The sequence below is a fragment of the Actinoplanes sp. GCM10030250 genome, assembly GCF_042666575.1.
Lineage (GTDB): Bacteria > Actinomycetota > Actinomycetes > Mycobacteriales > Micromonosporaceae > Actinoplanes.
In genome coordinates this window covers 34,307-60,979 of record NZ_JBHTDO010000054.1, presented here as the reverse complement: position 1 = coordinate 60,979, position 26,673 = coordinate 34,307, and the positions used below count along the sequence as shown (strand labels likewise).

At 69.0% G+C, this 26,673-nt stretch carries 24 protein-coding genes and 1 pseudogene; 13 read left to right on the top strand and 12 right to left on the bottom strand.

Features of this window, described 5'->3' with window-relative positions:
* Window positions 1-588 (top strand): annotated as a pseudogene (locus ACFQV6_RS41290) (glycogen debranching enzyme); the annotation flags it as partial.
* Between the two features lie 16 nt (window positions 589-604).
* Here the strand turns inward: ACFQV6_RS41290 and ACFQV6_RS41285 are convergent.
* Complete coding sequence (locus ACFQV6_RS41285; RefSeq protein ID WP_378033183.1) at window positions 605-916, bottom strand: M20/M25/M40 family metallo-hydrolase; 312 nt, start codon at window positions 914-916, stop codon at window positions 605-607.
* A 518-nt stretch (window positions 917-1,434) separates the two neighbouring features.
* On the opposite strand from ACFQV6_RS41285, the gene ACFQV6_RS41280 reads away from it, so the two are divergent.
* Window positions 1,435-1,806, top strand: coding sequence for an STAS domain-containing protein (locus ACFQV6_RS41280; protein WP_378033182.1), 372 nt, complete (start codon window positions 1,435-1,437; stop codon window positions 1,804-1,806).
* Here the strand turns inward: ACFQV6_RS41280 and ACFQV6_RS41275 are convergent.
* Window positions 1,796-1,954, bottom strand: coding sequence for a hypothetical protein (locus ACFQV6_RS41275; protein ID WP_378033181.1), 159 nt, complete (start codon window positions 1,952-1,954; stop codon window positions 1,796-1,798). The two genes, ACFQV6_RS41280 and ACFQV6_RS41275, sit on opposite strands and share 11 nt — an antisense overlap.
* Window positions 1,955-2,011: 57 nt before the next feature.
* Window positions 2,012-2,659: an ATP-binding protein gene (locus tag ACFQV6_RS41270; protein ID WP_378033180.1), complete on the bottom strand. Its 648-nt coding sequence runs from the start codon at window positions 2,657-2,659 to the stop codon at window positions 2,012-2,014.
* Window positions 2,660-2,713: 54 nt separating this feature from the next.
* Between ACFQV6_RS41270 and ACFQV6_RS41265 the strand changes: the two genes are divergently transcribed.
* On the top strand, window positions 2,714-3,337 hold the full coding sequence (locus tag ACFQV6_RS41265; protein ID WP_378033179.1) for a response regulator: 624 nt from the start codon (window positions 2,714-2,716) through the stop codon (window positions 3,335-3,337).
* Between the two features lie 86 nt (window positions 3,338-3,423).
* Here ACFQV6_RS41265 and ACFQV6_RS41260 read toward each other — a convergent pair whose 3' ends face one another.
* Entirely contained in the window at window positions 3,424-4,665 is a 1,242-nt protein-coding gene (locus ACFQV6_RS41260; protein WP_378033178.1) for an Nramp family divalent metal transporter, read from the bottom strand.
* A gap of 113 nt (window positions 4,666-4,778) precedes the next feature.
* Between ACFQV6_RS41260 and ACFQV6_RS41255 the strand changes: the two genes are divergently transcribed.
* Window positions 4,779-5,696, top strand: coding sequence for a manganese catalase family protein (locus ACFQV6_RS41255; RefSeq protein ID WP_378033177.1), 918 nt, complete (start codon window positions 4,779-4,781; stop codon window positions 5,694-5,696).
* 252 nt (window positions 5,697-5,948) lie between these two features.
* On the opposite strand, the gene chrA is transcribed toward ACFQV6_RS41255, so the two are convergent.
* The 5 genes from chrA to ACFQV6_RS41230 all read right to left on the bottom strand — a co-directional run bounded on the left by chrA (window position 5,949) and on the right by ACFQV6_RS41230 (window position 11,657).
* A complete protein-coding gene (gene chrA, locus ACFQV6_RS41250) occupies window positions 5,949-7,346 on the bottom strand; it encodes a chromate efflux transporter (protein WP_378033176.1) in 1,398 nt (465 codons plus the stop codon).
* 10 nt (window positions 7,347-7,356) lie between these two features.
* A complete protein-coding gene (locus tag ACFQV6_RS41245; protein WP_378033175.1) occupies window positions 7,357-7,788 on the bottom strand; it encodes a chromate resistance protein ChrB domain-containing protein in 432 nt (143 codons plus the stop codon).
* Window positions 7,785-8,354, bottom strand: coding sequence for a Chromate resistance protein ChrB (locus ACFQV6_RS41240; protein ID WP_378033174.1), 570 nt, complete (start codon window positions 8,352-8,354; stop codon window positions 7,785-7,787). Before ACFQV6_RS41240 ends, ACFQV6_RS41245 begins: the two co-directional genes overlap by 4 nt.
* 172 nt (window positions 8,355-8,526) lie before the next feature.
* Window positions 8,527-10,140, bottom strand: a complete 1,614-nt coding sequence (locus ACFQV6_RS41235) for a sigma-70 family RNA polymerase sigma factor (protein ID WP_378033173.1) — start codon at window positions 10,138-10,140, stop codon at window positions 8,527-8,529.
* Between the two features lie 122 nt (window positions 10,141-10,262).
* Entirely contained in the window at window positions 10,263-11,657 is a 1,395-nt protein-coding gene (locus ACFQV6_RS41230; RefSeq protein ID WP_378033172.1) for a glycoside hydrolase family 43 protein, read from the bottom strand.
* A gap of 339 nt (window positions 11,658-11,996) precedes the next feature.
* On the opposite strand from ACFQV6_RS41230, the gene ACFQV6_RS41225 reads away from it, so the two are divergent.
* The 5 genes from ACFQV6_RS41225 (at window position 11,997) to ACFQV6_RS41205 (ending at window position 19,624) form a co-directional block, all read left to right on the top strand.
* On the top strand, window positions 11,997-14,072 hold the full coding sequence (locus ACFQV6_RS41225) for a family 43 glycosylhydrolase (protein WP_378033171.1): 2,076 nt from the start codon (window positions 11,997-11,999) through the stop codon (window positions 14,070-14,072).
* A gap of 67 nt (window positions 14,073-14,139) precedes the next feature.
* Entirely contained in the window at window positions 14,140-16,473 is a 2,334-nt protein-coding gene (locus tag ACFQV6_RS41220; RefSeq protein ID WP_378033170.1) for a beta-L-arabinofuranosidase domain-containing protein, read from the top strand.
* A 121-nt stretch (window positions 16,474-16,594) separates the two neighbouring features.
* Window positions 16,595-17,944 (top strand): endo-1,4-beta-xylanase, encoded by a 1,350-nt coding sequence (locus ACFQV6_RS41215; RefSeq protein WP_378033169.1) that lies wholly within the window; start codon window positions 16,595-16,597, stop codon window positions 17,942-17,944.
* Window positions 17,945-18,118: 174 nt separating this feature from the next.
* Window positions 18,119-18,559, top strand: a complete 441-nt coding sequence (locus tag ACFQV6_RS41210) for a Fur family transcriptional regulator (RefSeq protein ID WP_378033168.1) — start codon at window positions 18,119-18,121, stop codon at window positions 18,557-18,559.
* A 78-nt stretch (window positions 18,560-18,637) separates the two neighbouring features.
* The gene (locus ACFQV6_RS41205; RefSeq protein ID WP_378033167.1) at window positions 18,638-19,624 is read left to right on the top strand and encodes an aldo/keto reductase; all 987 of its coding nucleotides are present in this window, start codon (window positions 18,638-18,640) and stop codon (window positions 19,622-19,624) included.
* A gap of 22 nt (window positions 19,625-19,646) precedes the next feature.
* Here the strand turns inward: ACFQV6_RS41205 and ACFQV6_RS41200 are convergent, their stop codons facing one another.
* Together ACFQV6_RS41200 and ACFQV6_RS41195 are read right to left on the bottom strand one after the other, a co-directional pair.
* The gene (locus ACFQV6_RS41200; protein WP_378033166.1) at window positions 19,647-20,033 is read right to left on the bottom strand and encodes a PDGLE domain-containing protein; all 387 of its coding nucleotides are present in this window, start codon (window positions 20,031-20,033) and stop codon (window positions 19,647-19,649) included.
* A gap of 150 nt (window positions 20,034-20,183) precedes the next feature.
* Window positions 20,184-20,888, bottom strand: coding sequence for an energy-coupling factor ABC transporter permease (locus ACFQV6_RS41195; protein ID WP_378033165.1), 705 nt, complete (start codon window positions 20,886-20,888; stop codon window positions 20,184-20,186).
* A gap of 213 nt (window positions 20,889-21,101) precedes the next feature.
* Between ACFQV6_RS41195 and ACFQV6_RS41190 the strand changes: the two genes are divergently transcribed.
* From ACFQV6_RS41190 to ACFQV6_RS41180, 3 genes are all read left to right on the top strand, one after another.
* On the top strand, window positions 21,102-21,350 hold the full coding sequence (locus ACFQV6_RS41190) for an Arc family DNA-binding protein (RefSeq protein ID WP_378033164.1): 249 nt from the start codon (window positions 21,102-21,104) through the stop codon (window positions 21,348-21,350).
* Window positions 21,350-21,775 (top strand): type II toxin-antitoxin system VapC family toxin, encoded by a 426-nt coding sequence (locus ACFQV6_RS41185; protein WP_378033163.1) that lies wholly within the window; start codon window positions 21,350-21,352, stop codon window positions 21,773-21,775. The genes ACFQV6_RS41190 and ACFQV6_RS41185 overlap by 1 nt, the downstream gene beginning before the upstream one ends.
* A 436-nt stretch (window positions 21,776-22,211) precedes the next feature.
* Window positions 22,212-23,534, top strand: coding sequence for a lipase family protein (locus tag ACFQV6_RS41180; protein ID WP_378033162.1), 1,323 nt, complete (start codon window positions 22,212-22,214; stop codon window positions 23,532-23,534).
* A gap of 28 nt (window positions 23,535-23,562) precedes the next feature.
* Here ACFQV6_RS41180 and ACFQV6_RS41175 read toward each other — a convergent pair whose 3' ends face one another.
* On the bottom strand, window positions 23,563-25,032 hold the full coding sequence (locus ACFQV6_RS41175) for a hypothetical protein (protein WP_378033161.1): 1,470 nt from the start codon (window positions 25,030-25,032) through the stop codon (window positions 23,563-23,565).
* 178 nt (window positions 25,033-25,210) lie between these two features.
* Between ACFQV6_RS41175 and ACFQV6_RS41170 the strand changes: the two genes are divergently transcribed.
* Window positions 25,211-26,656, top strand: coding sequence for a cellulase family glycosylhydrolase (locus ACFQV6_RS41170; protein ID WP_378033160.1), 1,446 nt, complete (start codon window positions 25,211-25,213; stop codon window positions 26,654-26,656).
* Window positions 26,657-26,673: the final 17 nt, after the last annotated feature.

The window sequence follows — 26,673 nt, the reverse complement described above, 5'->3', positions numbered from 1 at the left end:
CTGCTGCTCAGCCAGGGCGTACCGATGATCGCCCACGGCGACGAACTCGGCCGCACCCAACAGGGCAACAACAACGTGTACGCCCAGGACACCGAGCTGAGCTGGGTCGACTGGAAAAGCGCCGGCCAGTACGACGTCCTGACACAGTTCGTCAAGCAGCTCACCGAGCTGCGCGCCGAGCATCCGATCTTCCGCCGCCGCCGGTTCTTCACCGGGGAGCCGGCCGGCGACTCCAAGCTGCCGGGGATCGCCTGGCTGCGCCGCGACGGCGAGCCGATGTCGGAGCACGACTGGGACGACCGGATCGGGCACACCATCGTCGTGTTCCTCAACGGCGACGGCATCCCGGAGTCCGACGCGCTCGGCGAGAAGATCAAGGACGACTCGTTCCTGCTGCTGTTCAACGCTTCGCCCGAGGAGCACGAGTTCACCATCCCGGAACAGGCGTACGGGCAGATGTGGGAGATCGTGGTGAACACCGCGGACCCGCTGCTCGCCGCCTCGCCTCCCGGGCACGGGCACGTCAAGGCGCAGGGCGATCTGCAGGCGCCGGCGCACAGCATGGTCGTGTTGCGCCGGCGCTACTGATCCGCGGAACGGTGGCTCAGCCGGATGCCAGGCTGGGCCACAGGGTGGCGAGGGTCGCGGCGCCGGCGAGCAGCACCTTGATCGAGGTTCGCTCGTCGCTGTCGTGCCAGCGGTCCTCGGGCAGTCCGGTGCCGAAATACACCACCGGCGCGTGGGCGAGGACCTGGCCCTTCGCATCCGAGCTGCCGCGGCCGTAGACGTACCCGTCCCTGATCACGGCTTTGAACGGGGTGGTCTCGTCCCACTCCTCCTTGGCCGCCCGCACGTCGTGATGACCGTAAATGAGCACCGTCGGCGCGTCCGGAGCGGCGCACCCGGCTCCTTCCACACCTCCACCGTTGGAAATCCGGTGTCGCGCAGCACCGCGGCGAGCCAGTTCGCCGACCGCACCAGGTCCCTCTCGTGCTCCGGGAGACCGGCCACCGACGGTACGCCCACCCAGTCGGCGAGCTGGTTGACGAGCTCGGTGTGATGCTCGGGCAGAAAGTCCTCGGCAGGGGAAGTCATCGGGCCGGGCTACCCGCCTATTCACCTCGCAAACTCCCTGGTCAGGCGTAAATTGTCGAGGGCGGCCCCGTCGGCGAATCGATGCCGCGACACTGGAATGGAAGCGGCGCGAGAGGGAACCTTGCTGATCCCTTCACCGTTGCGGAGGGTCCGCCGGAGACGCTGCGAAGGGTCCGTCGGAGACGCTGCGAAGGGTCCGTCGGAGGCGTTTCGGAGGGTCCGCCGAAGGCGTTTCGGAGGGTCCGCCGAAGGCGTTTCGGAGGGTCCGCCGAAGGCGTTTCGGAGGGTCCGCCGGAGGCGTTTCGGACCGGTCCGTCGGAGAGCAGGAGAGGACGGCAGATGAACGGCCCGTTCACGGTACGCAAGTACGACGAAGGCGACGGCGTCGTCCGCATCGCGATCGACGGCGAGATCGACGGCGACAGCAGCGAGGCGCTCAGCCTGATCATCGTCAACGCCACCGAGCAGAGCGGCATCGAGGCGCTGGTCATCGACCTGGCGCGGGTGCCGTTCCTGGCCGCGGCCGGCATCCGGAGCCTGCTGGAGGGGCGCAGGGCAGCGCTGCGGTGCGGGTACTCGTACTACGTCGTCAACCCGCAGGCGACGGTGCTGGACACGCTGATCGCCGCGGGGACAGCCGGTTCCCTGCTCTCACCGACCACGGAGCTGAGGGCGCATCCGCAGGCCCGGTCGGGTCTCATCACACGGTAAGCCGGCGCCTGTCGCGGATCAGCGGGGCCACCCAGACCAGAATGATCACGAGGGCCAGCAGACCGTGCCGCACGCCCGATCCGGCGAACAGCAACGCCACCAGCCAGGGCGCGAGGATGAGAGTCCGCATCGTCAGGTTCGGTGTCATGCCCGGCCGAGTTCCCGCGCCGGTGACCCGCCCGGGCCGATCGGCGGCCCACACGGGTCAGCCGCTCCGGTAACGGGGCATCGTCGCCTCCATGGCCAGGCCGGCGGGTGTGAGCTGACGGGCGCGTACCTCACCGCCGAGCTCGGTGATCAGCTCGCGGACCACCCACAGGCCCAGCCCGCGGTCGTCCGGCGGCGGGGTCCGCCGTTGCAGGGCGGCGTGCAGGACCGGCGTGGGACGACCGTGATCGATGACGGCGATGCGGACCCGGCGTGCCCGTACCGCGGCACGGAGCCGGACCGGGCCCGGGGCGTGCCGCACCGCGTTGCTCACCAGGTTGATCAGGATCTGCTGGGTGCGCTGCGGGTGCACCGGCCAGCGCAGCGCCGCGCGGCTCGCCGACACCTCGAGCTCTCCCGCCGGAGCCGTGACCGCCACCGCGGGAAGGATGCTGCCGAGCGGTGCCGCCGGTACCGCCCGGTCACCGAGGCCCAGCACGGTGTCCGAAGCCTGACCGAGAACGGCCTCGGCGTACGCGACGTGTTCCGCCGCCAGGCGCGCCAGCTCGGACCGCCGCGGCTCGGCAGGCGCGTTCTCCAGCGCACGGAGCAGTCCGGCCAGCGTCGCCATCGGCGGCCGCAACTCGTGGCAGACGCTGCGGACCAGCAGCATGCCGGGATCGGCCGCCGGCCGCCTCCTTCTCATTCGCATAACTGGCTCCGGGCGGGGCAACCGAGCGCCATGCGCACCGGAATCCGAGTGGCAATCATCGATGACCATGACCTTCTTGTACGGGGACTGGAACTTCTGCTGCCCGAGGTGAGCGACGGGCGGGCCACCGTGGTGGCGACGACCGGGGATGCGGCGTACGCGGCGAGTGTGGTGCGGCACGCGGTGCCCGACGTCGTGCTCGTCGACCTACACATGCCGCCGCCCGGCGGGTTCCGCGCGATCGCCGCGGTACGGCAGGCCGCGCCCCGCGCCCGGGTCCTCGCCATGTCCGGCGACGAGGACCCGTCGATCGCGGTCGAGGCACTGCGGTCGGGCGCGAGCGGGTTCCTGCCCAAGAGCAGCGACGCCGCCGACCTGCTCCAGCCGCTGCTCGCCGCCATCGACGGCTGGGTGGTGATGCCGGAACGCCTGCTCGCCGTCCTCCTGGAGAACAACCAGCGCCAGGTTCATCCGGCGACCACCGCGCTGAGCGACGACGAGCGGGACCTGCTCCGGCTGATCGCCGGCGGGTCGTCGACGATCGAGATCGCGGGGAAACTGCACGTCTCCGAACGGACCGTCAAGCGGCTGACCGCGACGTTGCTGCGCAAGCTGCACGTCTCCAGCCGTGCCGAGGCGGCCGCTCTGGCCGGCAGCGCCGGTCTGCTGTAGGGCAACCATGCGGGGCCGGATTCCCCTTTAAGTTGCGCTCAACCAAGCGTTCTCACCAGCGCTCAACCAAGCATTCTGACCAGCGCTCAACCAAGCATTCTGACCAGCAGGAAGGCGTTCAGGGCGATGATCAGCGCCGCCACGCCCGCGGCGACGACTGTCGTGATCGGATGGTTGACCTGGTCACCGAGGACGTCCCGGCGGCGGGTCAGCCAGATCAGCGGCACCAGCGCGAACGGCACACCGAACGAGAGCACCACCTGCGACCAGACCAGGGCGCTCGTCGGATCGACGCCGATCAGCAGGACCACCATCGCCGGAGCCATCGTGATCAGCCGGCGGGCGATCAGCGGGATGCTGCGCTGGATGAAGCCCTGCATCACCACCTGGCCCGCATAGGTGCCAACGCCGGAGGAGGCGAGACCGGAGGCGAGCAGCGCGATACCGAAGGCCAGCGCGGCGTGCCCGTCCAGAACTGTCGCGAGCCCCCGGTGGATGCCCTCCAGGGTATCGGTCCCGGGGATCGAGGAGCCGAAGAAGAGCTGCGCCGCGATCACCAGCATCGCGAGGTTGACCAGGCCGGCCGCGCCGAGGGCGACGAGGGTGTCGACACGCTGGTAACGCAGCGCCTTACGGAGCCGGGCCGGGCCGGAAGCCGCCGCGGCGCGGGACTTGGTCAGCGACGAGTGCAGGTAGATCACGTGCGGCATCACTGTGGCACCGAGGATGCCCGTGGCCAGCAGCAGGCTGTCGGTGCCGGCGAACGACGGCATCATCCCGGAGGCGAAGGCGGCACCGTCACCGCCGGCGCGCAGGGCGGTGTAGAGGAAGCCGACGAGGATCACCCCGAGCAGCGCGCCGATCACCGCCTCGAACCGGCGGACACCGCGCCGGTGAAGCTCCAGCAGCGCGAACGCCACCACACAGGTGACCAGGCCGCCGAGCGGTAGCGGCATGCCGAAGAGCAGGTAGAGGGCAAGGGCGCCGCCGACTATCTCGGCGAGGTCGGTGGCCATCGCCACCAGCTCGGCCTGCACCCAGAGGCCGCGTGACACCGGACGGGGCAGATGGGCGCGGCACAACTCGGGCAGGTCACGGCCGGTGACCAGGCCCAGCTTTGCGGACAGTGACTGGATCAGCATCGCCATCAGGTTGGCGCCCACGATCACCCAGACGAGCAGGTAGCCGTACGTCGCTCCCGCGGTGAAGTTGGTGGCGAAGTTGCCGGGGTCGGCGTACGCGATCGCGGCCACGAAAGCGGGGCCGAACCACGGCGCCACACGGGCGACCTTCTTCTTCAACGGCGCAGCGAGGTCCAGAACCACCATGGCGCCGGTTTGCCCCGCCACGTCGGCCCGATCGGGCCTCGGCTGACCTCAACAGGTCAATTCCACGGGTAGCCGGATCTACGTGCAACACCCCCACCGAGAGGAGCACTCAGATGTTCAAGCACGTCGACTACCTGCAGTTCCAGGCCAAGCCGGAAAAGCCGGACGCGCTGCTCGCGAGGAAGATGCAGGAGCTGGTGGGTGGCCAGTTCGGTGAGATGACCGTGATGATGCAGTACCTGTGGCAGGGCTGGTCGTGCCGGGTGCCCGGCAAGTACAAAGACATGATCATGGACATCGCGACCGAGGAGATCGGTCACGTCGAAATGCTCACGACCATGCTGGCCCGCCTCCTCGAAGGCGCGCCCGGCGAGGCCACCGAGAAGGCCGCGGCCGCGAACCCCCTGCTCGCCGCGGTGATCGGCGGGATGAGCCCGCAGCACGCCATCGTCAGCGGCGGCGGCGCGCTCCCCCGCGACTCCGAGGGCACGCCGTGGAACACCGGATACATCGTCGCCAGCGGCAACCTGCTCAGCGACTTCCGGTCCAATGTTGCCGCCGAGGCGCAGAGCCGGCTGATGACCAGCCGGGTCTACAACATGACCGACGACCGCGGGGTCAAGGACATGCTCCAGTTCAACCTGGCCCGCGACACGTACCACCAGCAGCAGTGGTTGCTCGGCATCGAGCAGCTGATCGCCGACGGGTTCACCGAGAGCGGCATCGAGGACTCCAACGCCGAGTTCGAGCACCCCGAGGCCAACCACACGTTCTACAGCTTCGACCCGGAGAGCACCGCCGGGGAGGGCCGGTGGGCGCACGGGCCGACGCTGAACGGCAAGGACGAGATCGTCTATGTGCCGGACGCGCAGCCGCTCACTGACGACCGGCCGCTCGGGCCGGCACCGGACCCGAAGCTCTACGTCACCTACGACGGCTCGATGGGCAAGGGCAAGCCGGGTACGGGCGCCGGGGCCCACGCGCAGGGAGTCGCCAACGTGGTCAACAAGATCAAGGGCGCCCTGGACTGAGGCGTTTCGCAGGGGGCCGGACGTTCGACACGTCCGGCCCCCTGACAGCCAGCCCCTCACGCCCAGCTGGCCGTGAGGGGTGCCTCCGCGCCCCCGAAGCACCTCTGACAACCAGCCGAGCGAACCAGCTGGCCGTGAGGGGTGCCTCCGCGGCCCCAAGGCACCTCTGACAACCAGCCGAGCGAACCAGCTGGCCGTGAGGGGTGCCTCCGAGCCCGAAAAGCACCTCTGACAGCCAGCCGGGGTGTTAGGTCAGGTGCCGGGCAGGCCGAAGAGGCCCGCGATCAGGCCGAGCGCGGCGCAGACCCCCAGCACCCGCAGCACCGACCACGACCGCCAGAAGATCAGGACGGCCGCGACGACCGCGATGGCCAGCGGTGCCGGGCGCACCGATGCGAGATCGGGCAGCGTCAGGTGCAACGGCCCGGCCTCCACCTCGCGCAGATCCTCGAAAAGGGTGTGAACCGCGAAGTACAGCCCGAGATTGGCGATGACACCCACCACCGCCGCCGTGATGCCCGTCAATGCCGCCGACAGCGAGCGATTACCCCGCAGCCGCTCGACATAGGGCGCTCCGAGCAGGATGAACAGGAAGCACGGCACAAACGTCACCCAGGTGGTCAGCAAAGACGCCACCACACCGGCGACCCACGGATCGAGGCTGCCGGGATTACCGTACGCGCCGAGGAACGCCACGAACTGCACCACCATGATCAGCGGCCCAGGGGTGCTCTCGGCGAGAGCGAGCCCACGAACCATGTCCCCGGCGGACAGCCACGCGTAATGCTCAACCGCGCGCTGCGCCACGAAAGCCAGCACGGCATAGGCCCCGCCGAACGTCACCACCGCCGTACCGGAAAAGAACAGCCCCTGCTGCGTATAAACGCTGTCCCGGCCGGTGAAAGCGGCAAACAGCACGACCGGGAAGAACCAGGCCACCATTCCGATACCGAGGATCATCGCGGTCCGGCGCCCCGACGGCCCCTCATGATGCAACGCGTCGTCGGAAATCAACGGCTGCGGGCCGTCCGAGGCCGCGCCATGCCCTCCGGCCGACTCCACCAGGGCAGGCCGCCACCGGTGCAACGCCCACCCCGCCAATGCCGCGCCGGCCACCACGACCGGAAACGGCAATCCAAAAATGGCAAGAGCAACAAATGCCACAACAGCAAAGGCGACGAGTGTACGGTTCACGAGCGCACGCCCCGCGACCCGCCACACCGCCTGCACCACGATCGCCACCACAGCCGGCGCGAGACCGGCGAAAATCGCGTTGACAACCGTGGTGTCGCCGAACCGCACATAGACGATCGACAATGCAAGCAAGGCCACTACGCCCGGCAGAACAAAAAGCGTCCCGGCGACCAGACCACCCCGGATACCGTTCAGCAGCCACCCGACGTAGATGGCAAGCTGCTGAGCCTCCGGACCCGGCAACAGCATGCAGTAGTTGAGAGCGTGCAGGAACCGGCGCTGCCCGATCCAGCGGTGCTCGTCGACAAGATGCCGCTGCATGACGGCGATCTGCCCGGCGGGCCCGCCGAACGTCTGCAGCGAGATGGTGAACCAGGCACGCACGGCCTGCCGGAAGGGGATGACATCGCCCGCCGTCGCGGTCGGTACGGGGCTGTCGGGCTCGGTCGTTGTCACTGTGGATTCCTCAACCAGGAGTGCGGTTCAGCAGCACGGCTCGGCGCTGATATTCGTAGAGGCCGTCGAAGAGTGGCCCGGTCAGAGCCAGGACACGCTCGTCGTCGCAGATCATCGAAAGGCCCCGCAGGATCACGTCGAACCCGGGCCCCTCCGGCGCGTCGTACCGCTCGTCGGCCAGGTCCGCCTCGTGCACGATCTCGGCGATCTTCCACAGCACCGGATCATGCAACTCGTACCGGCGCAGAATCGTCTCGAACGAGCAGTCTCCCCGGTGATGACCCAGCTCAACGCCCCGCATGTCGAACGGCGTCGCGTCACCCGGCACCGCGGTGAGATCGCCGACGAAGACGAACTCCGCCTCCGCGTCGATGTGCCGGTGGATCAGCCAGGCACAGGCCGCCCGGTCGATGTGCACCCCGGCCCGCGTCGCCCACCTCATGCCTTCTCCCGCACAGATGCCTTCTCCCGCACAGATGCCTTCTCCCGCACAGTCGTCGACGCCGGCTCGGCCGACGTGGGCGCCGGCTCGGCCGACGTGGGCGCCGGCTCGGCGAGCTCCCGCACCGCGAGCCGGGCAACCTCCCGCTCGGGCGGTGGAAAGTAGTCACGTGCGGCGATACGCCGCAGCTCACCCCGAAGCCGGCGCACCACCCGGACACGCTCGCTCTCCACGGTCAGCGCCGCGCGGGCTTCCTCGCTGACCGCCCGGTACTCGGCCGCCCGCGCCACCCGCAATCCCTCAACGACGGCCCGCTCCTGCTCAGCACCACCGGGTTCGGCGATCCACAGGGTCGCGGTGCCCCCGTTGTCGACAACCTCCTCCGCAACCCAGTCGAGCTGCTCCCGGGTCCGGTCGTCGGCGGGCAGCGCGACAAGCCCGTCACCGAGCCGAGCCACACCGAGCCGCTCCAGCTTGCGCCACACCGCGATCCGCGGCTGCGACGGCTCCCGCGGAATCCGATACGACAACAGCACCCACCGCCCTGTCCCCCTCGCACCCTCCACCCCGACACTGTAACCACGGTTACCATCCAAGAAAAGCCACCCCACCAGCCGGCTCCCGGTGCTGGCTCACCACCTGCGAAACAGCACGCACGCCCGGCCCCGTCCCAACAAAGTGCCGCTCAGCCCTCGATCCAGCGGGCGCGGGATCCGCGAGCCCCGGGAACGAGCGGCGCTACGGCCGGGTCAGGGTGAAGGTGGACTGCTCGATGTAGGCGTCGGTCTTCTCGCCGGGATCCAGGCGGAGCCTGCCGTCCAGGACCCGTACGAACCGGTCGGGGTAGTTGAACGACGTCAGCCGGATGGTGCCTGCGGCGGGGCCGGGATGGGGGCAGAAGGTGGCGTCCTCGCGGAACAGTTGCCGGCCCTCGTCCTCGTTGAGCTGGATCTGGAAGGAGGCGTGCCGGACGTACCGCCCGTCGGCGGAGCGCATCGTGATGCACTTCGGGTCGGTGATCCCCGGGCTCACGGTGACCACGACCCCGGGACCGGCGCCCAGGACCATGAAGTTTCCGTCCAGGGCCACGACGGTGCCGGGTTGTCCCGCCGGGCGGATCAGCACCTGACCGCGCGGGACGAGCCCGGCCGGGCTGGGTGAGGCCGCCGGGCGAGACGGTGTGGCGGAGGGCCGGGTGGTCCGGAAGGACTTGGTGGACTGGGTGGGCACCGGGGCGGGGGCGATGGCGCGAGGTGGCCGGGGTGGGTCTTCGGGCAGGGCGAGGTAGACCCCGCCGGAGACGGTCACGCTGACCACGACCGCGGTGACTGCCTTCGCGCCGGCGAACTGGCCGAACCACGCCGCGACCCCGCCGCCCACCGTCTTTCCCGCCGACGCCGCAGTCGCACCACCGGTGGCAGCAACGCCGGAAATAGAGCCGGACAAAGAACCGGCCGACAAGAAGCCGGCCGATGAAGAGCCGCCCGACAGCAGGCCGGCCGCCGCCAAGCTACCGATGGCCGCCGGCAGGAGCGTCAGCGACGCCCCGATGATTAGGCGTTCGAGCTGAATGAAACCGCTGCTGACAGCACCACATTGATCGCATTCGCGTAGATGGCGAGCGAAGCGTTTGCGCCACCGGGTGCCGGGGGCTCCGTCCCAGCCGTCCGCCACCGCGGTCAGCCGCGGGCAGCGCGGGTCGGCCTCCAGGGCGGCGACCACATGGCGGCTCAACTCCAGCTGGTGGCGCATGCGCTGAATGCGGACCCGGGCGTGTGCCGAGCTGATGCCGAGCGCCGCGACCACCTCGGCGCGGGTCAGTGCGCCGGCCGCCTCCTGCCACCACAGGGTGGCCAGTTCCTGGTCGTCGGTGTCGAGCCAGCGGGCCGCCTGGGCGACCTGGCGGCGCTGGGCGGACACGTCCAGGCGCAGCAGGGTGGCGTCGGCGAACTCGGCGTCCGGATCGGCGACCTGCGTCGCGTCCTCGAGGGACGCGGACCGGTCACGGTCGTGCTGCCACTGGCGGAGCCGGGTGCTGATCTGGCGCATGGCGATGGCGATCAGCCAGGACCGGAAGCTCTCCGGCGCCCGCAGCGACGGGAGATCACGGTGTGCTCGCAGCACAGTCTCCTGCACCACGTCGTCGACGTCGGCATGGCTGCCGAGGGCGCGGCCGACGACGCGGTACAGGAGGGGGAGGTGAGCGGCGATCAGCGCCTCGGCGGCCTGGCGGTCGCCGGCGCGGGCGGCGAGCACCATGGAGGTGATGTCGCCGCTTTCTGTTACGGCGTCACCCCGCCCGCCGCCTCCCAGACGGGCGTGGCGCCCGGCTCCGCTGCCAGTTGTCGACACTCACGCCTCCACGCGCCCGGCCCTGCCCATTTCGGTGACGGCTGATGATACCGGGAATTGTCCGTGTTGATCATCGCGGTTCAATGCGCCGCGAAAGGCCGCCTAACCGCGGGAAGAAAGGCTCATTGGGTGAACTGCCACCAGTCCACATTGAGCAGATATCCACTGCCTCCGGTGAATCGCAGATACAGATCCTGGGTGCCTGTCGCACCGGTCACCGGACAGGAGACCGTGGCCCACGACTGCCAGCCGCCGGTGGCACCGGCGGTGCAGGTGCCGGCGAGGGTTCCGGTGGGGCCGCCGAGCCGCAGTTCGATGCGGCCACCGGTCGTGCCGGATGCCACCCGGGCGCTGAACGAGCGGGCTCCGCCCCCGAACGCCACTCCCCTGACCTTGAGATAGTCACCGTTGTTGACGTAGCCGACGTTCATCCCGCCGGATGCCGCGGGCTCGGTCTCGACACCGGAGGACCACGCCGCCGTCTCCGCCTCCTGCCGCACGAAGGGGTTCAGGGTGCCGACCTGGGGCGGTCCCGCGGTGCTCATGTTGATCGTCGGGATGGTCCCGTCGGAGCGGTAGGTGAACCGTTCCACGGCGACCGAACGGGTGAAGCCCCCGCCGCCGGGCAGGGCGCCGTTGTGGTAGAAGAAGTACGAGCCGCCGTTGAAGTCGATGACGCCGGCGTGATTGGTGAAACTGCTTCCCTGGCGCGGCATGACGGTGCCTCGATAGGTCCACGGACCGGTCGGTCCGGGTGCCGTCGAATAGCCGATGAACTCCGAACAGCATTCGGCCGCGAATACGTTGTAATACAGGCCGTTGCGCTTGTAGACCCACGGGCCTTCTTCGTACAGGGTGGGCCGGCTCGTGTTGCCGGTGCGGGTTCCGAATCCGGCGGTGGTCAGTGGGATCCGGGTGGCGGCGCCGGAGTAGGAGATCATGTCGGTGTTCAGCCGGACGTACCAGAGATTCGGATTGCCCCAGTACAGATAGGCCTGACCGTCGTCGTCGAGGAAGACGTTGGGGTCGATTTCGCCGTTCTCCACGAGGGGCCGGCCGATCGCGTCGACGAACGGGCCGGTGGGGCTGTTCGCGACGGCGACGCCGATGGCCTTACGGCCGGTGGCACGGTTGTTGACCGGCACGTACCAGTAGAAACGGCCGTTGCGCTCGATCACGTGGCCCGCCCACGCGTCGCTGCTGGCCCAACTGAAGGTGGCCAGGTTCATCGGGGAACCGTGGTCCGTCCAGTTCGCCATGTCGGTCGTCGAGTAGACGCGCCAGTCGCGCATCGTGAAGTAGGTCGAGCCGTCCTCGTCGTGCCCGGTGTAGACGTAGACGCGGCCGTTGTGGACCAGCGGCGCGGGGTCGGCGGTGTAGATCGTCTGGACGATCGGGTTGTCGGCTCGGGCCTGCCGGGCGGTGCCGGGCAGCATTGCCGCCAGCACAGCGAGGACGGGGATCAGCGCGAGTCGAGCGTTCGCCGCGAGTCCGCCGCGGCGGCTGAGAGATCTCATCGGCACACTCCATGTGAGCGTTAACAGGGGCAATGTCGCTGAAGGATTACAGAATGCCGCCGCCGCTCGCAAGGTTTCCACGACATTTCGCAATGCACGCACGGCAGGCGCCGAAAGGCGACTCGGCGAAGGTAGCCAGCATAACGATTTTCGAAAATGCTTCCCCAACACATGCTTCAGATCAAGAGCTTTCTCCGGTACGCCGGAAGTGTTACGGGGGCCGCCCGGAAGCAGTCCCCGACCGCATCGACGGACACCACTTGAGTGACCCGAAATCTTCTGGCAACATTGTCAGCCCGGCGCAAGTTGTTATCGCTAACAAGACACGGAGCGTCCACCATGACCGATCCCCCGCGGCGCACCTCGCGCAGCCGGCTGCGTCTGAGCCTGATCGCCCTGGTCGCCACCACGCTGGCGGTGACCGCGGTCGCGGCCGGGGCGCCGAGCGCCTCCGCCGCCACCGTCGACACGTCCGCCTGGTATGTGCTGGTCAACCGCAACAGTGGCAAGGCCCTCGACGTCTACAACCTCGCCACCACCGACGGCGCCCGCATCACCCAGTGGACGCGCAACGACGGCAACCAGCAGCAGTGGCAGTTCACCGACTCCGGCGGCGGCTGGTACCGGCTGAAGTCACGCCACTCCGGCAAGGTCCTCGACATCACCGGGACCGCCAACGGCGCCGCCGTCACCCAGCGCACCGACACCAACGCCACCAACCAGCAGTTCCGCCTCGCCGACTCCGACGGCGGCCAGGTCCGGCTGATCGCCCGCCACAGCAGCAAAGCTGTCGAGGTCCAGAACGCCGCGACCGCCGACGGCGGCAACATCGTCCAGTACGACGACTGGGGTGGCGCCAACCAGCAGTGGCAGCTCGTCCGCATCGGCGGGTCGACACCGACCACCCCGCCGCCGACCGGCACGTTCACCAACCCGGTCGTCTGGCAGGACTTCGCCGACGGCGACATCATCCGGGTCGGTGACACCTACTACTACTCGGCGTCGAACATGCACTACTCCCCCGGAGCGCCGATCCTACGGTCCTACGACCTGGTCAACTGGGAGTACGCGGGCCACTCGGTGCCACGCCTGGACTTCGACTCGGCAGCCTACGATCTGGGCAGCTCCCGGGCGTACGTCAAAGGGGTCTTCGCCTCGACCTTGAATTTCCGCCGCAGTAACAGCACCTATTACTGGATCGGGTGCATCGAGTACAACCGGACCTATGTCTACACGGCGTCCGCCGTCGACGGGACGTGGACGAAACGCGCGCGGATCAACGGCTGCTACTACGACGCCGGTCTGCTCATCGACGACAACGACACGATGTACGTGGCCTACGGCAACAGCACGATCAGCGTCGCCCAGCTGTCGGCCGACGGCCTGAGCCAGGTCCGCGCCCAGCAGGTGTTCCAGACCCCGTCCAGCGTCGGCACCCTCGAAGGGGCCCGCTTCTACAAGCGCAACGGCTACTACTACATCTGGCTGACCCGCCCGGCCAACGGTCAGTACGTGCTGCGCTCGACCAGCCCGTTCGGCCCGTACGAGATGCGCCAGGTCCTGCTCAACATGCCCGGCCCGATCTCCGGCGGCGGGGTGCCGCACCAGGGCGGCCTGGTGCAGACGCAGAACGGCGACTGGTACTACATGTCGTTCGTCGACGCGTTCCCCGGCGGCCGCGTGCCCGCCCTGGCCCCGATCACCTGGAGCAGCGACGGCTGGCCGGCCATCCAGACCGTCAACGGCGGCTGGGGCGCCTCCTACCCGAAGCCGAACATCTCCACGACGAAGACCGTGCAGCCGATGACCGGCGCCGACACGTTCGGCGGCACCAAGCTCGGCCCGCGGTGGGAGTGGAACCACAACCCGGACAACAGCCGGTGGTCGCTCAGCAGTGGCCTGCGGCTGGAGACCGCCACGGTGACGAACGACCTCTACAACGCCCGCAACACCCTCACCCACCGCATTCAGGGACCGAGTTCGACGGCGACCATCGAGCTCGACCACAGCACGATGCGCGACGGTGACCGCTCCGGCCTGGCCATGCTGCGCGACTCCTCGGCGTGGATCGGCGTCAAGCGCGACAACGGCCAGACCAGGGTCGTGATGACCAACGGGCTGACCATGGGCAGCGGCTGGACCACCACCGGGACGGGCAGCGAGGCAGCCGGCGCCGCGGTCTCCGGCGGGCGGATCTGGTTGCGGGCCCGTGCCGACGTCCGGCCCGGAAGCGGGCGGCAGGCGACCTTCTCCTACAGCACCGACGGCACGAACTTCACCACGCTCGGACCGGCGTTCACGCTGAACAACGCCTGGCAGTTCTACCCCGGATACCGCTACGCGATGTTCAACTACGCCACCCAGGCGCTCGGCGGCTCGGTGACGGTCAAACGGTTCGAGATGTCCACTCCCTGATCGCCCCTGTCATCCCCGGCCGGTCCGGCTCTACGCCGGACCGGCCACTTCCCCCTGGAGCGCTGCCATGTCCTCTCTTCCGCTGAGCCGCCGGCACCTGTTGCAAGCCGTCGGGGCCGGCACCGTCGTCTCCGCGACCGGCGGCGCCGTCCTCGGCGCCGCCACCCCGGCGCGCGCCGCCATCGTCCCGCCCGCCCGCGCGGACATCGGCGTCGCGGCCCAGCCGTTCGACCCCGGCCAGGTCCGGCTGACCGCCGGCCGGTGGCTCGACAACCAGAACCGGACGCTGAACTACCTGCGCTTCGTCGACGTCGACCGGCTGCTCTACAACTTCCGCGCCAACCACCGCCTGTCGACCGGCGGCGCGGCGTCGAACGGTGGCTGGGACGCGCCCAGCTTCCCGTTCCGCACTCACATGCAGGGCCATTTCCTGACCGCCTGGGCGCAGGCCTACGCCGTCCTCGGCGACACCACCTGCCGCTCCAAGGCCGACCAGATGGTGGCCGAGCTCGCGAAGTGCCAGGCCAACAACAGCGCTGCCGGGTTCACCGCCGGCTACCTGTCCGGGTTCCCGGAGTCCGATTTCGCCGCGCTGGAGGCACGCACGCTCAGCAACGGCAACGTGCCCTACTACTGCGTGCACAAGACGCTCGCCGGGTTGCTCGACGTGTGGCGGCTGACCGGCAACACCCAGGCCCGCGACGTGCTGCTGCGGCTCGCCGGCTGGGTGGACACCCGTACCGCCCGGCTCACGGCCGCTCAGATGCAAGCCATGCTCGGCACCGAGTTCGGCGGCATGAACGAGGTCCTTGCCGACGTCTACCAGCAGACCGGCGACAGCAGGTGGCTCACCGTCGCCCAGCGCTTCGACCACGCCGCCGTGTTCAACCCGCTCGCCTCCGGCCAGGACCAGCTCAACGGGCTGCACGCCAACACGCAGGTGCCCAAGTGGATCGGCGCCGCCCGCGAGTACAAGGCGACCGGTACCACCCGGTACCGCGACATCGCGAGCAACGCCTGGCGGATCACGACCGGCACCCACACGTACGCCATCGGCGGCAACAGCCAGGCCGAGCACTTCCGCCCGCCGAACGCCATCGCCGGGTACCTGACCAACGACACCTGCGAGCACTGCAACACGTACAACATGTTGAAGTTGACCCGAGAGCTGTGGGTGCTCGAACCTGATCGGGCGGCGTACTTCGACTTCTACGAACGCGCCCTGCTCAACCACGTGATCGGCGCGCAGAACCCGGCCGACAGCCACGGGCACATCACCTATTTCACCCCGCTGCGGCCGGGCGGGCGCCGCGGCGTCGGGCCGGCCTGGGGCGGCGGCACCTGGAGCACCGACTACACCACCTTCTGGTGCTGCCAGGGCACCGGCATCGAGGTCAACACGAGGCTGATGGACTCGATCTACTTCCGCGACGGCACCACGCTGACGGTCAACCTGTTCACGCCGTCGGTGCTGAACTGGACGCAGCGCGGCATCACCGTCACGCAGACCACGGGCATCCCGGCCGCCGACACCACCACCCTCGCGCTGTCCGGCACGATGAGCGGCTCGTGGAGCATCCGGATCCGCATCCCGTCCTGGACCAGCGGCGCCACCATCACGGTCAACGGCACCACCCAGAACGTCACCGCCACACCCGGCTCCTACGCCACCGTCACCCGCACCTGGGCCTCCGGGGACACCGTCTCCGTGCGCCTGCCGATGCGGGTGATCATGCAGGCCGCCGGTGACAATCCCACGATCCAGGCCATCACGTACGGGCCCGCGGTGCTCTGCGGCAACTACGGCAGCACGGCGCTGTCCGCCCCGCCGACGCTGTCGACCGGCTCGATCACGCGTACCAGCAGCACCGCGCTGGCCTTCACCGCCACCGCGGGCGGCGCCACCGTCAACCTCGGCCCGTTCCACGACGCGCACGGCTTCAACTACAACGTCTACTGGAACACCGGTGCCGCCGCCACGGTCTACAAGCTCGTCAACGTCGGCACCGGGCTCGTGCTGGGCGTCCAGAACATGTCCACCGCCGACGGCGGCCTGGCCGTGCAGTGGAACGACACCGGGACCGCCGACCACCGGTGGACCGTGGTCGCCAACGGCGACGGCACGTCCAAGATCCGCAACGTGAACAGCGGCAAGGTGCTCGGCGTGGAGAACATGTCGACCGCCGACAACGCCCGCGTCCTGCAGTGGTCCGACACCGGCACCGCGGACCACCGGTGGACGCTGCTCGCCGCCGGCGACGGCACCTACCGGATCCGCAACGGCAACAGCCAGAAGCTGCTCGCCATCCTCAACGGCTCGGCGTCGGCGGGAGCACAGGTCGTCCAGGACCAGGACAACGGGAGCGCCGACAACCGGTGGCGGCTGACTCCGGTGACATAAAAGTGTTACGGAAATAGGGCGGGATTCGTCGGGGTCGATCCTCGTTGAATCCCGCCCTATTTCCTGGCAACCTTTTTATATGGGAGCGCTCCCAATTCCCCTCCTCCCGTTTTGAAAGGCCATGTCCGTGAAGAGAACCCGTCTTATCGCCCTTTGCAGCGGCCTGCTTGCCGTCGCGGGCGCCGTAGCGGTCATGCCCTCGGCCAGCGCCGGTACGACATTGCGCGCTGCCGCCGCCGAGAAAGGCCGCTACTTCGGCACGGCAGTCGCCACGTCCAGGCTTTCCGACTCCGCGTACGCCTCGATCATCAATCGTGAATTCAGCTCCCTCGTCGCCGAGAACGACATGAAATGGGACGCCACCGAGCCGCAGCAGGGCCGGTTCTCCTTCACCAACGGCGACCGCCTGGTCAGCCACGCCCAGGCCAACGGCATGACCGTGCGAGGCCACGCACTGCTCTGGCACGCGCAGCAGCCGTCCTGGGCGCAGGGCCTGTCCGGCTCCGCGCTGCGCTCGGCCGCGATCAACCACGTCACGCAGGTCGCGGCACACTTCCGCGGCAAGATCCACTCGTGGGACGTGGTGAACGAGGCGTTCGCCGACGGCGGCGGTGGAGGCCGCCGCGACTCGAACCTGCAGCGCACCGGCAACGACTGGATCGAAGCCGCCTTCCGGGCCGCCCGGGCCGCCGACCCCGGCGCCAAGCTCTGCTACAACGACTACAACACCGACGGCGTCAACGCGAAGTCGACGGGCATCTACACCATGGTGCGCGACTTCAAGTCCCGCGGCGTACCGATCGACTGCGTCGGCTTCCAGTCCCACCTCGGGACCGGCATCGCGTCGGACTACCAGCGCAACCTCCAGCGCTTCGCCGACCTCGGCGTGGACGTGCAGATCACCGAACTGGACGTGGCGCAGGGCTCCAACCAGGCGAACATCTACGCCACCGTGACCCGCGCCTGCATCGCGGTCAGCCGCTGCAACGGCATCACCGTGTGGGGCGTCCGGGACTCCGACTCGTGGCGCCGCGACGAGAACCCGCTGCTGTTCGACAGCAACGGCAACAAGAAGCAGGCCTACACCGCGGTCCTCAACGAGCTGAACGCCGGTGGCCCGTCCAGCCCGCCGCCCTCGCCGTCACCCAGCACCAGCACGTCCAGCAACCCGCAGCCCGGCGGCGGCTGCACCGCCACCGTCTCGCTCAACTCCTGGACCGGCGGGTTCGTCGCCACCGTCAAGGTCACCGCGGGCTCCGCACCGGTCAACGGCTGGACGGTGACGGTGAGCCTGCCGTCCGGCAGCGCGGTGACCAGCGCCTGGAGCGCGACGAACACCGGAACCACCGGCAGCGTCGCCTTCCGCAACGTCTCATACAACGGCGGGATCGCGGCCGCGGGCAGCACCGAGTTCGGCTTCCAGGGCACCGGCAACGGGCCTGCCGCAACTCCGGTGTGCCAGGCGGGCTGACGCCCGCACCTTTCGGCTTCACTCTCCGGTGGGCGGGGCGCCGGCATCCAGCCGGCGCCCCGGCCTTTACATCGTTCGTCCCCGGGGCGGCCGGGCCCGATACAGTGACCGTTTCCGTACGGACCTTCAAGCCGGGCTTCCGTGCGGACAACCGGAACCCGGGAGAGGCTCGCCGTGACGCGGACACAGCAACGCAGCAGGCTGGACGCCGTCCGGGAACACGTGCGCTCACACGGCCGGCGCTGGACCGTCGCCAAGGGCGCGATCGTGGAGGCCCTGATCAGCACCGACTGTCACCTGTCCGTGCAGCAGGTCCACGACCGGGTCACCACCCGCTTCCCGCAGATCGACCGCTCGACCGTGCACCGGGTCCTGCTCACCCTCGCCGAGGAGCACGTCGTCCACGTCCTCGGCAAGCAGGGCGAGGCCCGGTACGGCATGGCCGATCAGCCGCACCACCACGCCGTCTGCGCCCGCTGCGGCCAGGAGGCGGAGATCCCGTCCACCGCCGTCGCGCCGGCACTCACCGCGGCCGCGGCGGCCACCGGCTTCAGCTTCGACACCGGCAGCATCACGCTCACCGGCCTCTGCGAAACCTGCCGCGCGGCATCGTGAGGGGTTATGCCAGTGCCCCCCTGACCCGGTACCGGCGACATAGCGTGGGGTAGGTCCTTCGACGACAGGAGTCCTTCCATGCATTCGCGCACACTGGGCAGCGGGCTCGAGGTTTCCGCCCTCGGATTCGGCTGCATGGGCATCAGCCACGGCCTCGGCCCCGCCGCCGACCGGTCCGACGGCATCGCGGTCATCCGCGCCGCGGTCGAGGCCGGCGTCACGTTCTTCGACACCGCCGAGGTGTACGGCCCGTTCGTCAACGAGGAGGTCGTCGGCGAGGCCCTCGCGCCGTTCCGCGACCGGGTCGTCATCGCCACCAAGTTCGGCTTCGGCTTCGACGCCGACGACAAGCAGACCGGCCTGGACAGCCGCCCCGAGCACATCCGGCAGGTCGCCGACACCTCACTGCGGCGGCTCGGTGTCGACCGCCTCGACCTGTTCTACCAGCACCGGGTCGACCCCAGCGTACCGATTGAGGACGTCGCCGGCGCGGTCAAGGAGCTCATCGAGGCCGGCAAGGTCAAGCACTTCGGTCTGTCCGAGGCGGGCGTACAGACCATCCGCCGCGCCCACGCCGTCCAGCCGGTGACCGCCCTGCAGAGCGAGTACTCGCTGTGGTGGCGCGAGCCCGAGGCCGAGATCCTGCCGGCGCTGGAGGAACTGGGCATCGGCTTCGTGCCGTTCAGCCCGCTCGGCAAGGGCTTCCTGACCGGCAAGATCGACGAGACCACCACGTTCGCCACCGGTGACATCCGCGGGACCATCCCCCGGTTCAGCGCCGGGGCACGCCAGGCCAACCAGGCCCTCGTGGACCTGCTCGGCACGGTGGCCGCCCGCAAGGACGCCACTGCGGCCCAGGTCGCACTGGCCTGGCTGCTCGCGCAGAAGCCGTGGATCGTACCGATTCCCGGCACCCGCAACGTCCAGCGCCTCACCGAGAACGTCGCCGCGGCCGACCTGGACCTGACCGCCGCCGACCTCGCCGAGATCGACAGCGCCGCCGAGAAGATCACGGTCGAGGGTGACCGCTACCCCGCGCATCTCCAGAAACTGATCGACCGCTGACCGGATCGCGTGAGACCGACGCTCAGGGCGCCCCGGCTGCCGGATCGTCGGCGGCCGGGGCGTCCTGCGGGATCTGGTCGCGGCGGCGCAGCACCCAGAAGAGGCCGCCGCCGATCGCGAAGGTGATCAGGACGCCCAGGACGCCGGAAAGGCCGGTGGAGAGGAACTCGTTGTTGATGCCGCGGATGCCGTAGTCCGCGAGCGGGCTGTCGCCGAGCTGGTGCTCGCCCTCCTGCTGGAGCATGCAGGTGCCGCCGGTGATCTCGTCGTCGGCGTTGAAGGTGCAGCCCTCGCGGGCGGCGTAGTCGAGGCCGTCGGGGCTGCCGGAGGCGAAGCTGCTCACCACGCCGGCCAGCAGCAGGGCCACCAGCAGGCCGCCGGCCAGAAACCATCCGAGCTTCCGGCTCATGCCGCCACCTCCGCTGCGCTCCGGCGTCGCCATGAGCTGATAACTGAGCCTGATGATTCGCTCGCAAGCTCACTCATACCGCCACCTCCGCTGCGCTCCGGCGTCGCCATGAGCTGACAACTGAGTTTGATGATTCGCTCGCAAGCTCACTCATGCCGCCACCTTTGCCTTGTAGACGGGGTTGGAACTGCGGCGGAAGTGGCGCAGGGCGTAGACCAGGTCCGGGCGGACGCGGGCGACGGTGACGACGGTGGTGGCGGCGATCAGGCCCTCGCCGATACCGATCAGCACGTGCACGCCGGCCAGGGTTCCGGCGACACCGGCCAGGGAGAGGTCGGTGGTGCCGCCGAGCGCGTACTGCAGGACGAAGCCCTGCGAGGCCAGGACGACACCGATGACCGAGGCGATGAACGCGGTGGCGCCCAGGCCCCTGGCGTTCTTCGGCAGGACCCGCAGGAGCAGGGCGACAAGCAGGTAGGCGGCGGCCGTACCGATCAGGGCCATGTTGGTGATGTTGAGGCCGATCGCGGTGACGCCGCCGTCGGCGAAGAGCAGGCACTGCACGATCAGCACCGTCGCGACACAGAGCGCGCCCACCCACGGGCCGACCAGGATGACGGCCAGGGTGCCGCCCAGCAGGTGACCGGAGACACCGGGCAGAACCTGGAAGTTGAGCATCTGCACGGCGAAGATGAACGCCGCGACCAGACCCGCCATGGGTGCCAGCCGGTCGTCGAGGTCGGCTTTGGCCCGCCACACGCAGACGGCCAGCCCCGCAACGGCTATCACCAGGAACAACATCGACACGGGACCATTGATGATCCCGTTGGCGATGTGCATCGCCACCACGTCCATAACATGCCTCCCGGAGCGGGCCGGGCCGTCGGCTCAGCTCCCCGGAGCATATTGACAGCAGTAGGCTATTGCCAACACCTTGCAACTGTCGGATACGCCGCACTGAGCGAAGTCGGGCGACCCAGCAAGTTCACCGCGGTGCGTGACCCTCGGGCGTGGCGACGTTCGTGCGCTAGCATTGCTATCAGCTGCGAGCGACGGGGAGATGAGGCAATGGCGGCCCTCAGTATCCGAGATCTGGATGACGCCGTGAAAGAAAAGCTACGTCTCAGAGCCGCCCGGCACGGCCGCTCCATGGAGGCGGAGATTCGCCTGATCCTCACCGCGGCCGCCACCGAGGAAGAAGGCTCGCGAACTGACCTGTTCAGCGCGCTGACAGCTCGATTCGCGCAACTTGGCGGACTCGACCTTGAGCTTCCGGCCCGGGACACCCCGCCCCGCGCGACGGACTTCGACGACTGATGATCGTCCTCGACACCAACGTTGTCTCCGAACTCATGCGCGCCGCCCCGGCCCCGATGGTGCTCGCATGGCTTCAGCAGACATCCAGCACCGGCCTCTATACAACCTCGGTCACAGTCGCGGAGATCCGCTACGGCATCGCCCGACTACCGGACGGCCGCCGCAAACACGACTTGCATCAGGCCGCCAACGAAATCTTCGCGGCTTTCCCCCGTCAGGTTCTACCGTTCGACCTCGCCGCCGCCACCGCCTACGCGGACGTGGTCGCCGGCCGAGAGCGAGATGGCAGCCCGATCAGCGGATTCGATGCCCAGATCGCCGCCATCTGCCGGTCGCGGGCCGCGACGCTCGCCACGCGTAACACCAAAGACTTCACCGACATCGGAATCTCGATCATCGACCCGTGGCAGCCGGCGACCACCTGACATCGCCGGCTCGATCGGCGATCGAGCCGACTGTAGCTGGGCCGCGATCCGCTCCGCGACGGTATGTGCGCGACTGGCCGCTGGAAGCTGGGCGCCGCTCCGGCCAACGCTGTCACGCAGCGATTCAAGAACACAATGAGCAATTTTCAACCTGGCATCGGGCCTGAAGCTGCCGGGCCGTTGTCCGGCGCCGGCGGCCGAGGCCCTCGCCACGTTGAAAAAGGCTCAATGCAAACCGGTGGGCTGAACCCGTGTCGGCTTCATGGCACAGGGGCGAACTCCGGTGATAGCGGGCGGCGCTGAGCGACAAGCGCCGCCCCCGCGCCCAGGAGTGAGGGATTCGCCCCCTGGAATGTCTCGGTACGTGAAGTTACCTTCCGGTAACACGGCGGTTCCATCGACGTAAACCGCTGAATTCCGAGTCAGTGGAGGGCACATGTCCCTGGGTTTCCGCACGTCCGCGGTACTCCTGGCCGCAACGGTCGTAGCCATCACCGTCACCGCAGTCCCCGCGCAGGCCGCCACCTCGCGAGGGGTCACGATCCCCGCCTTCTACACACCGCCGGCTGATCTGCCCGCGGCTGACGGCTCCCTGATCCGCACCGAACCGCTGTCGCTCGCGCTGTCCCTGCCCGGGATTACCGGCACCCTGCCCGGCCGTGCCACCCGGATCATGTACAAGTCGACTGACTCCAACGGCCGGCCCGTCGCGGTCACCGGCGCCTATGTCGAGCCGGCGGCGTCCTGGCGTGGCGCCGGGCCGCGGCCGCTGACGGTGCTGGCGCCCGGCACCATGGGCCAGGGCGACCAGTGTTCCACGTCCCTTGCCCTGCAGAAGGGGCTCGTGCTGGGAACCGAGGACAACCAGACCACACTGTCGATCGGTTACGAGGTCCTGGCCATCTATCGGCTGCTCGCCAAGGGCATCGCCGTCGTGACGACCGACTACATGGGCCTGGGTACGACCGACAGGCTGCACACCTACGTCAACCGCGTCGACTCCGGGCACGCCGTGCTCGACGCCGCCCGCGCGGCCAAGAAGCTGTCGGGCACCTCGGTCACCGCGGCCTCCGCCGTCGGCTTCTACGGCTACAGCCAGGGCGGGGGCGCGGTTGCGGCGGCCGCTGAACTTCAGCCGTCGTACGCACCGGATGTCAGCCTCAAGGCGACCTATGCGGGCGCGCCGCCGGCGAACCTGGCCGATGTCACGGCGGCGATCGACGGCAGTGAGCTCGCCGGTGCGCTGGGCTGGTCGATCAACGGTTTCATGCAGTCCGAGCCGTCGCTGCGGGGGCTCGTCGACGAGTATCTCAACGACGCGGGCCGGGCGGCGCTGGCCGACCTGTCCACCATGTGCGTCGGTGATGCGCTCTTCGCCTACGCCAACAAGCGCAGTACGGCGTGGACGAAGAACGGTCAGTCGCTGGCCGCTGTCATCACGGCCGAGCCCGCCCTGAAGGCCTTCGTCGGCGACCAGTTGATCGGCACCCGCAAGCCGGTGGGCGTGGTCCGGGTGGCCACCGGGGTCAGTGACAACCTCGTCAGCCACGGACAGGCCCGCACGATGGCCGCGGACTGGTGCCGGCGAGGCGGGAAGGTCGTCTACGACCCGATCCTCCTGGTCGGCACCGTCAGCCCGCTGCTGAACCATTTCGGACCGCTGCTCACCGACCAGGGCAACGCCGTCGACTGGCTCACCAACCGGCTCGCCGGCCTTCCCGCCCTCTCCAACTGCGCGATGATGCCCGTGCTGCCGTAAGGAAAGGCCCTGAAAGCAGTGGAGCAGCTCAGCGGTCCAGCGTGATCACCGCAGCCGAGCCCGCGGCCAGGTCCAGCGACAGCGTGCCGTTGCGGACCTGAGCCCGGGCCGGCTTGCCGGGGTTGAGGCGGCCCGAGCCGTCGACAGTTGCGCCCTGCACGGCGGTGTCCACGCCGGTCAGGCTGCTGCCGGTCATGGTGAGCACGTCCGCCGCGCGGTTCGGGCCGCCGACGGTGATGGCGAGGGTGACCGGGCCGGCCGCCGGTTCCTCTTTGCTGACGACTGCGAGACGCAGTTTGCCGTCGTCACCTCGTACGGAATAGGCAGTCAGATTTTGATCGGTGGTCAGGGTGACCGGCAGGAAGCGGCCGGCGCCCAGCTGCCGGGCCATCCACAGCCCGTAGTAGATCGGCGTGACCCGGTAGATCTGTGCCAGCTCACCGGCCTTGCTCGCGGCGCAGATCGGGGTGTAGATCTGCCACTTGCCGTTCCAGATCGGCTGGTCGCAGACGCCGAGCCCGCCGTGGAAGTTGAGGCCCGCGACGCCGGCCTGGCCGAGCTGAAGGCTGTAGTCGAGGGCCCACAGCGCGGCACCGTGTTTGTTGCTGACGCCGTCGATGCCGCCGCCCCAGGCCGAGTTGGTCTCGTCGACGCGCAGCGGCTTGCCGGCCTCCTTGGCGGCGTTCAGGTTGGGCGTGATGGAGCGCAGCTGGCTCGCGTAGGTCTCCGGGGAGAGCAGCCGGGTCATCGTGCCGGTCGGGTCCATCGCGTACTGGTGGAGCATCACCATGCCGAGCCGGGACTCGTCGCGGGCCAGGCTCGCCGCCCAGGTCGAGCCGGGTGAGGCGGCGTCCGGACCGGCCAGCGCGATGTTCGGCCCGACCGCCGCGGCGCAGGCCTGGAAGTCGGCGCGGTAGTCGGCGTAGGCGAACCCGGCGGGCCGGAATCCCTTGCCCACCCACTGATCGGGCTCGTTGCCGCACTCGGCGGCGACGAGCTTGTTGCCGAGCACCCTGGTCATCACCCGCGCCTGGTCGGCGGCGGCGGCCGGGTCCCACCGGCCCAGGCTGATGCCCACCTCCGCCTTCCATCCGGTCGCGCCGAGGAACTCGTCGAGCCGCTTGATGTCCGACGGCGTCACCACGTGCTGCAGCCAGTCCGGCTGCGGGCTGGGCAGGGCCTGACCCTCGGGCAGCCAGATGCCGTCCCGGTCCAGGGTGTTGCCGGAGATCCGGACGTTGCTGCGGCCGAGGGTCTTGAACAGCTGGACCATGTTGCCCTTGCGGGCGTCCAGGTTGCCGATGCCCAGCTCACGCATCTCGAACGACAGGCCGACGAGGTCGCCGGGCAGGCGGGCTCCCGGGTGGGCGAGGTCCACCGCGATGGTGGCCGTCGCCGGTGCGGTTGCCGCGCCGGGACTGGCGGTGAGGCCGACGGTGGCGACCACCGCCAGGCCCGCGGCGGCGGCGCAGATCGAGCGGATTGTGCGGGTTCGCATGGTTACTCCAGGGGGCCGGGACATCGATGGCTGACAACGTAACGCCCAGGACTCGGATACGAAACCCTCACCTGTCGACCGTCCATGTATGTGGATAGCTCTTGACCCCGTGACAGCACCCTCCCTAATATCGAGACCCATCAGTTAGGAAGCTTAATTAACTATCCCCGGGACGGACATGAAGCTACCCAGAATCCGTACGCAGATCGCGACCCTCGCCGCTGCCGGGCTGGTCGGTGCCGGCCTCACGGTGTTCGTCACCAGTGCTGACGCCGCGACGGCCAGCTACGAGGCGGAATCCGCCACCATCACCGCCGGTGTCGTCGAGTCGAACCACGCCGGGTTCACCGGTGCCGGCTTCGTCAACACCGACAACGCGGTCGGCAGCGCCGTGCAATGGTCCCCCCAGGCCGTCGCCGGCACCGCCACCCTGCGCTTCCGCTTCGCCAACGGCACCGCCGACAACCGTCCGATGCGGATCACCGTCAACGGCGCCGTGGTCAGCAACGCCCTCACCTTCGCCGGCACCGGCGCCTGGACCACCTGGCAGGAGGCCACCGTCACGGCCACCCTGCGGGCCGGCGCCAACACGGTCCTGGCCACCTCCACCACCGCGACCGGCGGCCCGAACCTGGACCGGCTCACCGTCATCGACGGCACCACCACACCGCCGCCCACCAACGGCACCCCGGTCGGCGTCAACGGCCAGCTGCGGGTCTGCGGCGTCAAGCTCTGCAACCAGTACGGCAAGCAGATCCAGCTGCGCGGCATGAGCACACACGGCCTGCAGTGGTACCCGCAGTGCGTCAACAACGCCTCGCTCGACGCACTTGCCGGCGACTGGCAGGCCGACCACCTGCGCCTGTCGATGTACATCCAGGAGGGTGGCTACGAGACCAACCCCCGCCTGTTCACCGACCGGATGCACAGCCTGATCGAGCAGGTGAGCGCCCGCGGCATGTACGTCATCGTGGACTGGCACCAGCTCACACCGGGCGACCCGAACCACAACCTGGAGCGCGCGAAGACCTTCTTCGCCGAGATCGCGCAGCGGCACGGGAACAAGCCGAACATCCTGTACGACGTCGCGAACGAGCCGAACGGAACGGCCTGGTCGCGGATCAAGGCGTACCACGAGGCGATCATCCCGACGATCCGCGCGGCCGACCCGGACGCGCTCATCCTGCTCGGCACCCACGGCTGGGGTTCGCTGGGTGTCTCCGACGGCGGCAGCGAGACCGACGTCATCAACAACCCGGTCAACGCCACGAACGTCATGTACACGTTCCACTTCTACGCCGGCTCGCACGGCACCGAATACCTGAACACGCTGTCCCGCGCCGCCGACCGGATTCCGGTGTTCGTCACCGAGTTCGGCACCCAGACGGCCTCCGGTGACGGTGCGAACAACTTCACCCGGTCACAGCAGTACCTCGATCTGATGGCCCAGAAGAAGATCAGCTGGACCAACTGGAACTACTCCGACGACAGCCGGTCGGGTGCGGTCTTCACCCCGGGCACCTGCCCGGGCGGCCCGTTCGCCGGCACGTCCCGGCTGAAGCCGGCGGGGACCTGGATCCGCGACCACATCAAGAACCCGGCGGACAACTTCCCGACGTCCTGACCGACCGATTCCGCCGA

What these genes read in the sequence shown, in the direction of transcription:
- ACFQV6_RS41280 (WP_378033182.1), top strand. Translation starts at nt 1,435, where the DNA reads ATGAACGGCCCGTTCACGGTACGCAAGTACGACGAAGGCGACGGCGTC.
- ACFQV6_RS41275 (WP_378033181.1), bottom strand. Translation starts at nt 1,954, where the DNA reads ATGACACCGAACCTGACGATGCGGACTCTCATCCTCGCGCCCTGGCTG.
- ACFQV6_RS41270 (WP_378033180.1), bottom strand. Translation starts at nt 2,659, where the DNA reads ATGAGAAGGAGGCGGCCGGCGGCCGATCCCGGCATGCTGCTGGTCCGC.
- ACFQV6_RS41260 (WP_378033178.1), bottom strand. Translation starts at nt 4,665, where the DNA reads ATGGTGGTTCTGGACCTCGCTGCGCCGTTGAAGAAGAAGGTCGCCCGT.
- ACFQV6_RS41255 (WP_378033177.1), top strand. Translation starts at nt 4,779, where the DNA reads ATGTTCAAGCACGTCGACTACCTGCAGTTCCAGGCCAAGCCGGAAAAG.
- ACFQV6_RS41245 (WP_378033175.1), bottom strand. Translation starts at nt 7,788, where the DNA reads ATGAGGTGGGCGACGCGGGCCGGGGTGCACATCGACCGGGCGGCCTGT.
- ACFQV6_RS41230 (WP_378033172.1), bottom strand. Translation starts at nt 11,657, where the DNA reads ATGAGATCTCTCAGCCGCCGCGGCGGACTCGCGGCGAACGCTCGACTC.
- ACFQV6_RS41225 (WP_378033171.1), top strand. Translation starts at nt 11,997, where the DNA reads ATGACCGATCCCCCGCGGCGCACCTCGCGCAGCCGGCTGCGTCTGAGC.
- ACFQV6_RS41220 (WP_378033170.1), top strand. Translation starts at nt 14,140, where the DNA reads ATGTCCTCTCTTCCGCTGAGCCGCCGGCACCTGTTGCAAGCCGTCGGG.
- ACFQV6_RS41215 (WP_378033169.1), top strand. Translation starts at nt 16,595, where the DNA reads ATGTCCGTGAAGAGAACCCGTCTTATCGCCCTTTGCAGCGGCCTGCTT.
- ACFQV6_RS41205 (WP_378033167.1), top strand. Translation starts at nt 18,638, where the DNA reads ATGCATTCGCGCACACTGGGCAGCGGGCTCGAGGTTTCCGCCCTCGGA.
- ACFQV6_RS41200 (WP_378033166.1), bottom strand. Translation starts at nt 20,033, where the DNA reads ATGAGCCGGAAGCTCGGATGGTTTCTGGCCGGCGGCCTGCTGGTGGCC.
- ACFQV6_RS41195 (WP_378033165.1), bottom strand. Translation starts at nt 20,888, where the DNA reads ATGGACGTGGTGGCGATGCACATCGCCAACGGGATCATCAATGGTCCC.
- ACFQV6_RS41190 (WP_378033164.1), top strand. Translation starts at nt 21,102, where the DNA reads ATGGCGGCCCTCAGTATCCGAGATCTGGATGACGCCGTGAAAGAAAAG.
- ACFQV6_RS41185 (WP_378033163.1), top strand. Translation starts at nt 21,350, where the DNA reads ATGATCGTCCTCGACACCAACGTTGTCTCCGAACTCATGCGCGCCGCC.
- ACFQV6_RS41180 (WP_378033162.1), top strand. Translation starts at nt 22,212, where the DNA reads ATGTCCCTGGGTTTCCGCACGTCCGCGGTACTCCTGGCCGCAACGGTC.
- ACFQV6_RS41175 (WP_378033161.1), bottom strand. Translation starts at nt 25,032, where the DNA reads ATGCGAACCCGCACAATCCGCTCGATCTGCGCCGCCGCCGCGGGCCTG.
- ACFQV6_RS41170 (WP_378033160.1), top strand. Translation starts at nt 25,211, where the DNA reads ATGAAGCTACCCAGAATCCGTACGCAGATCGCGACCCTCGCCGCTGCC.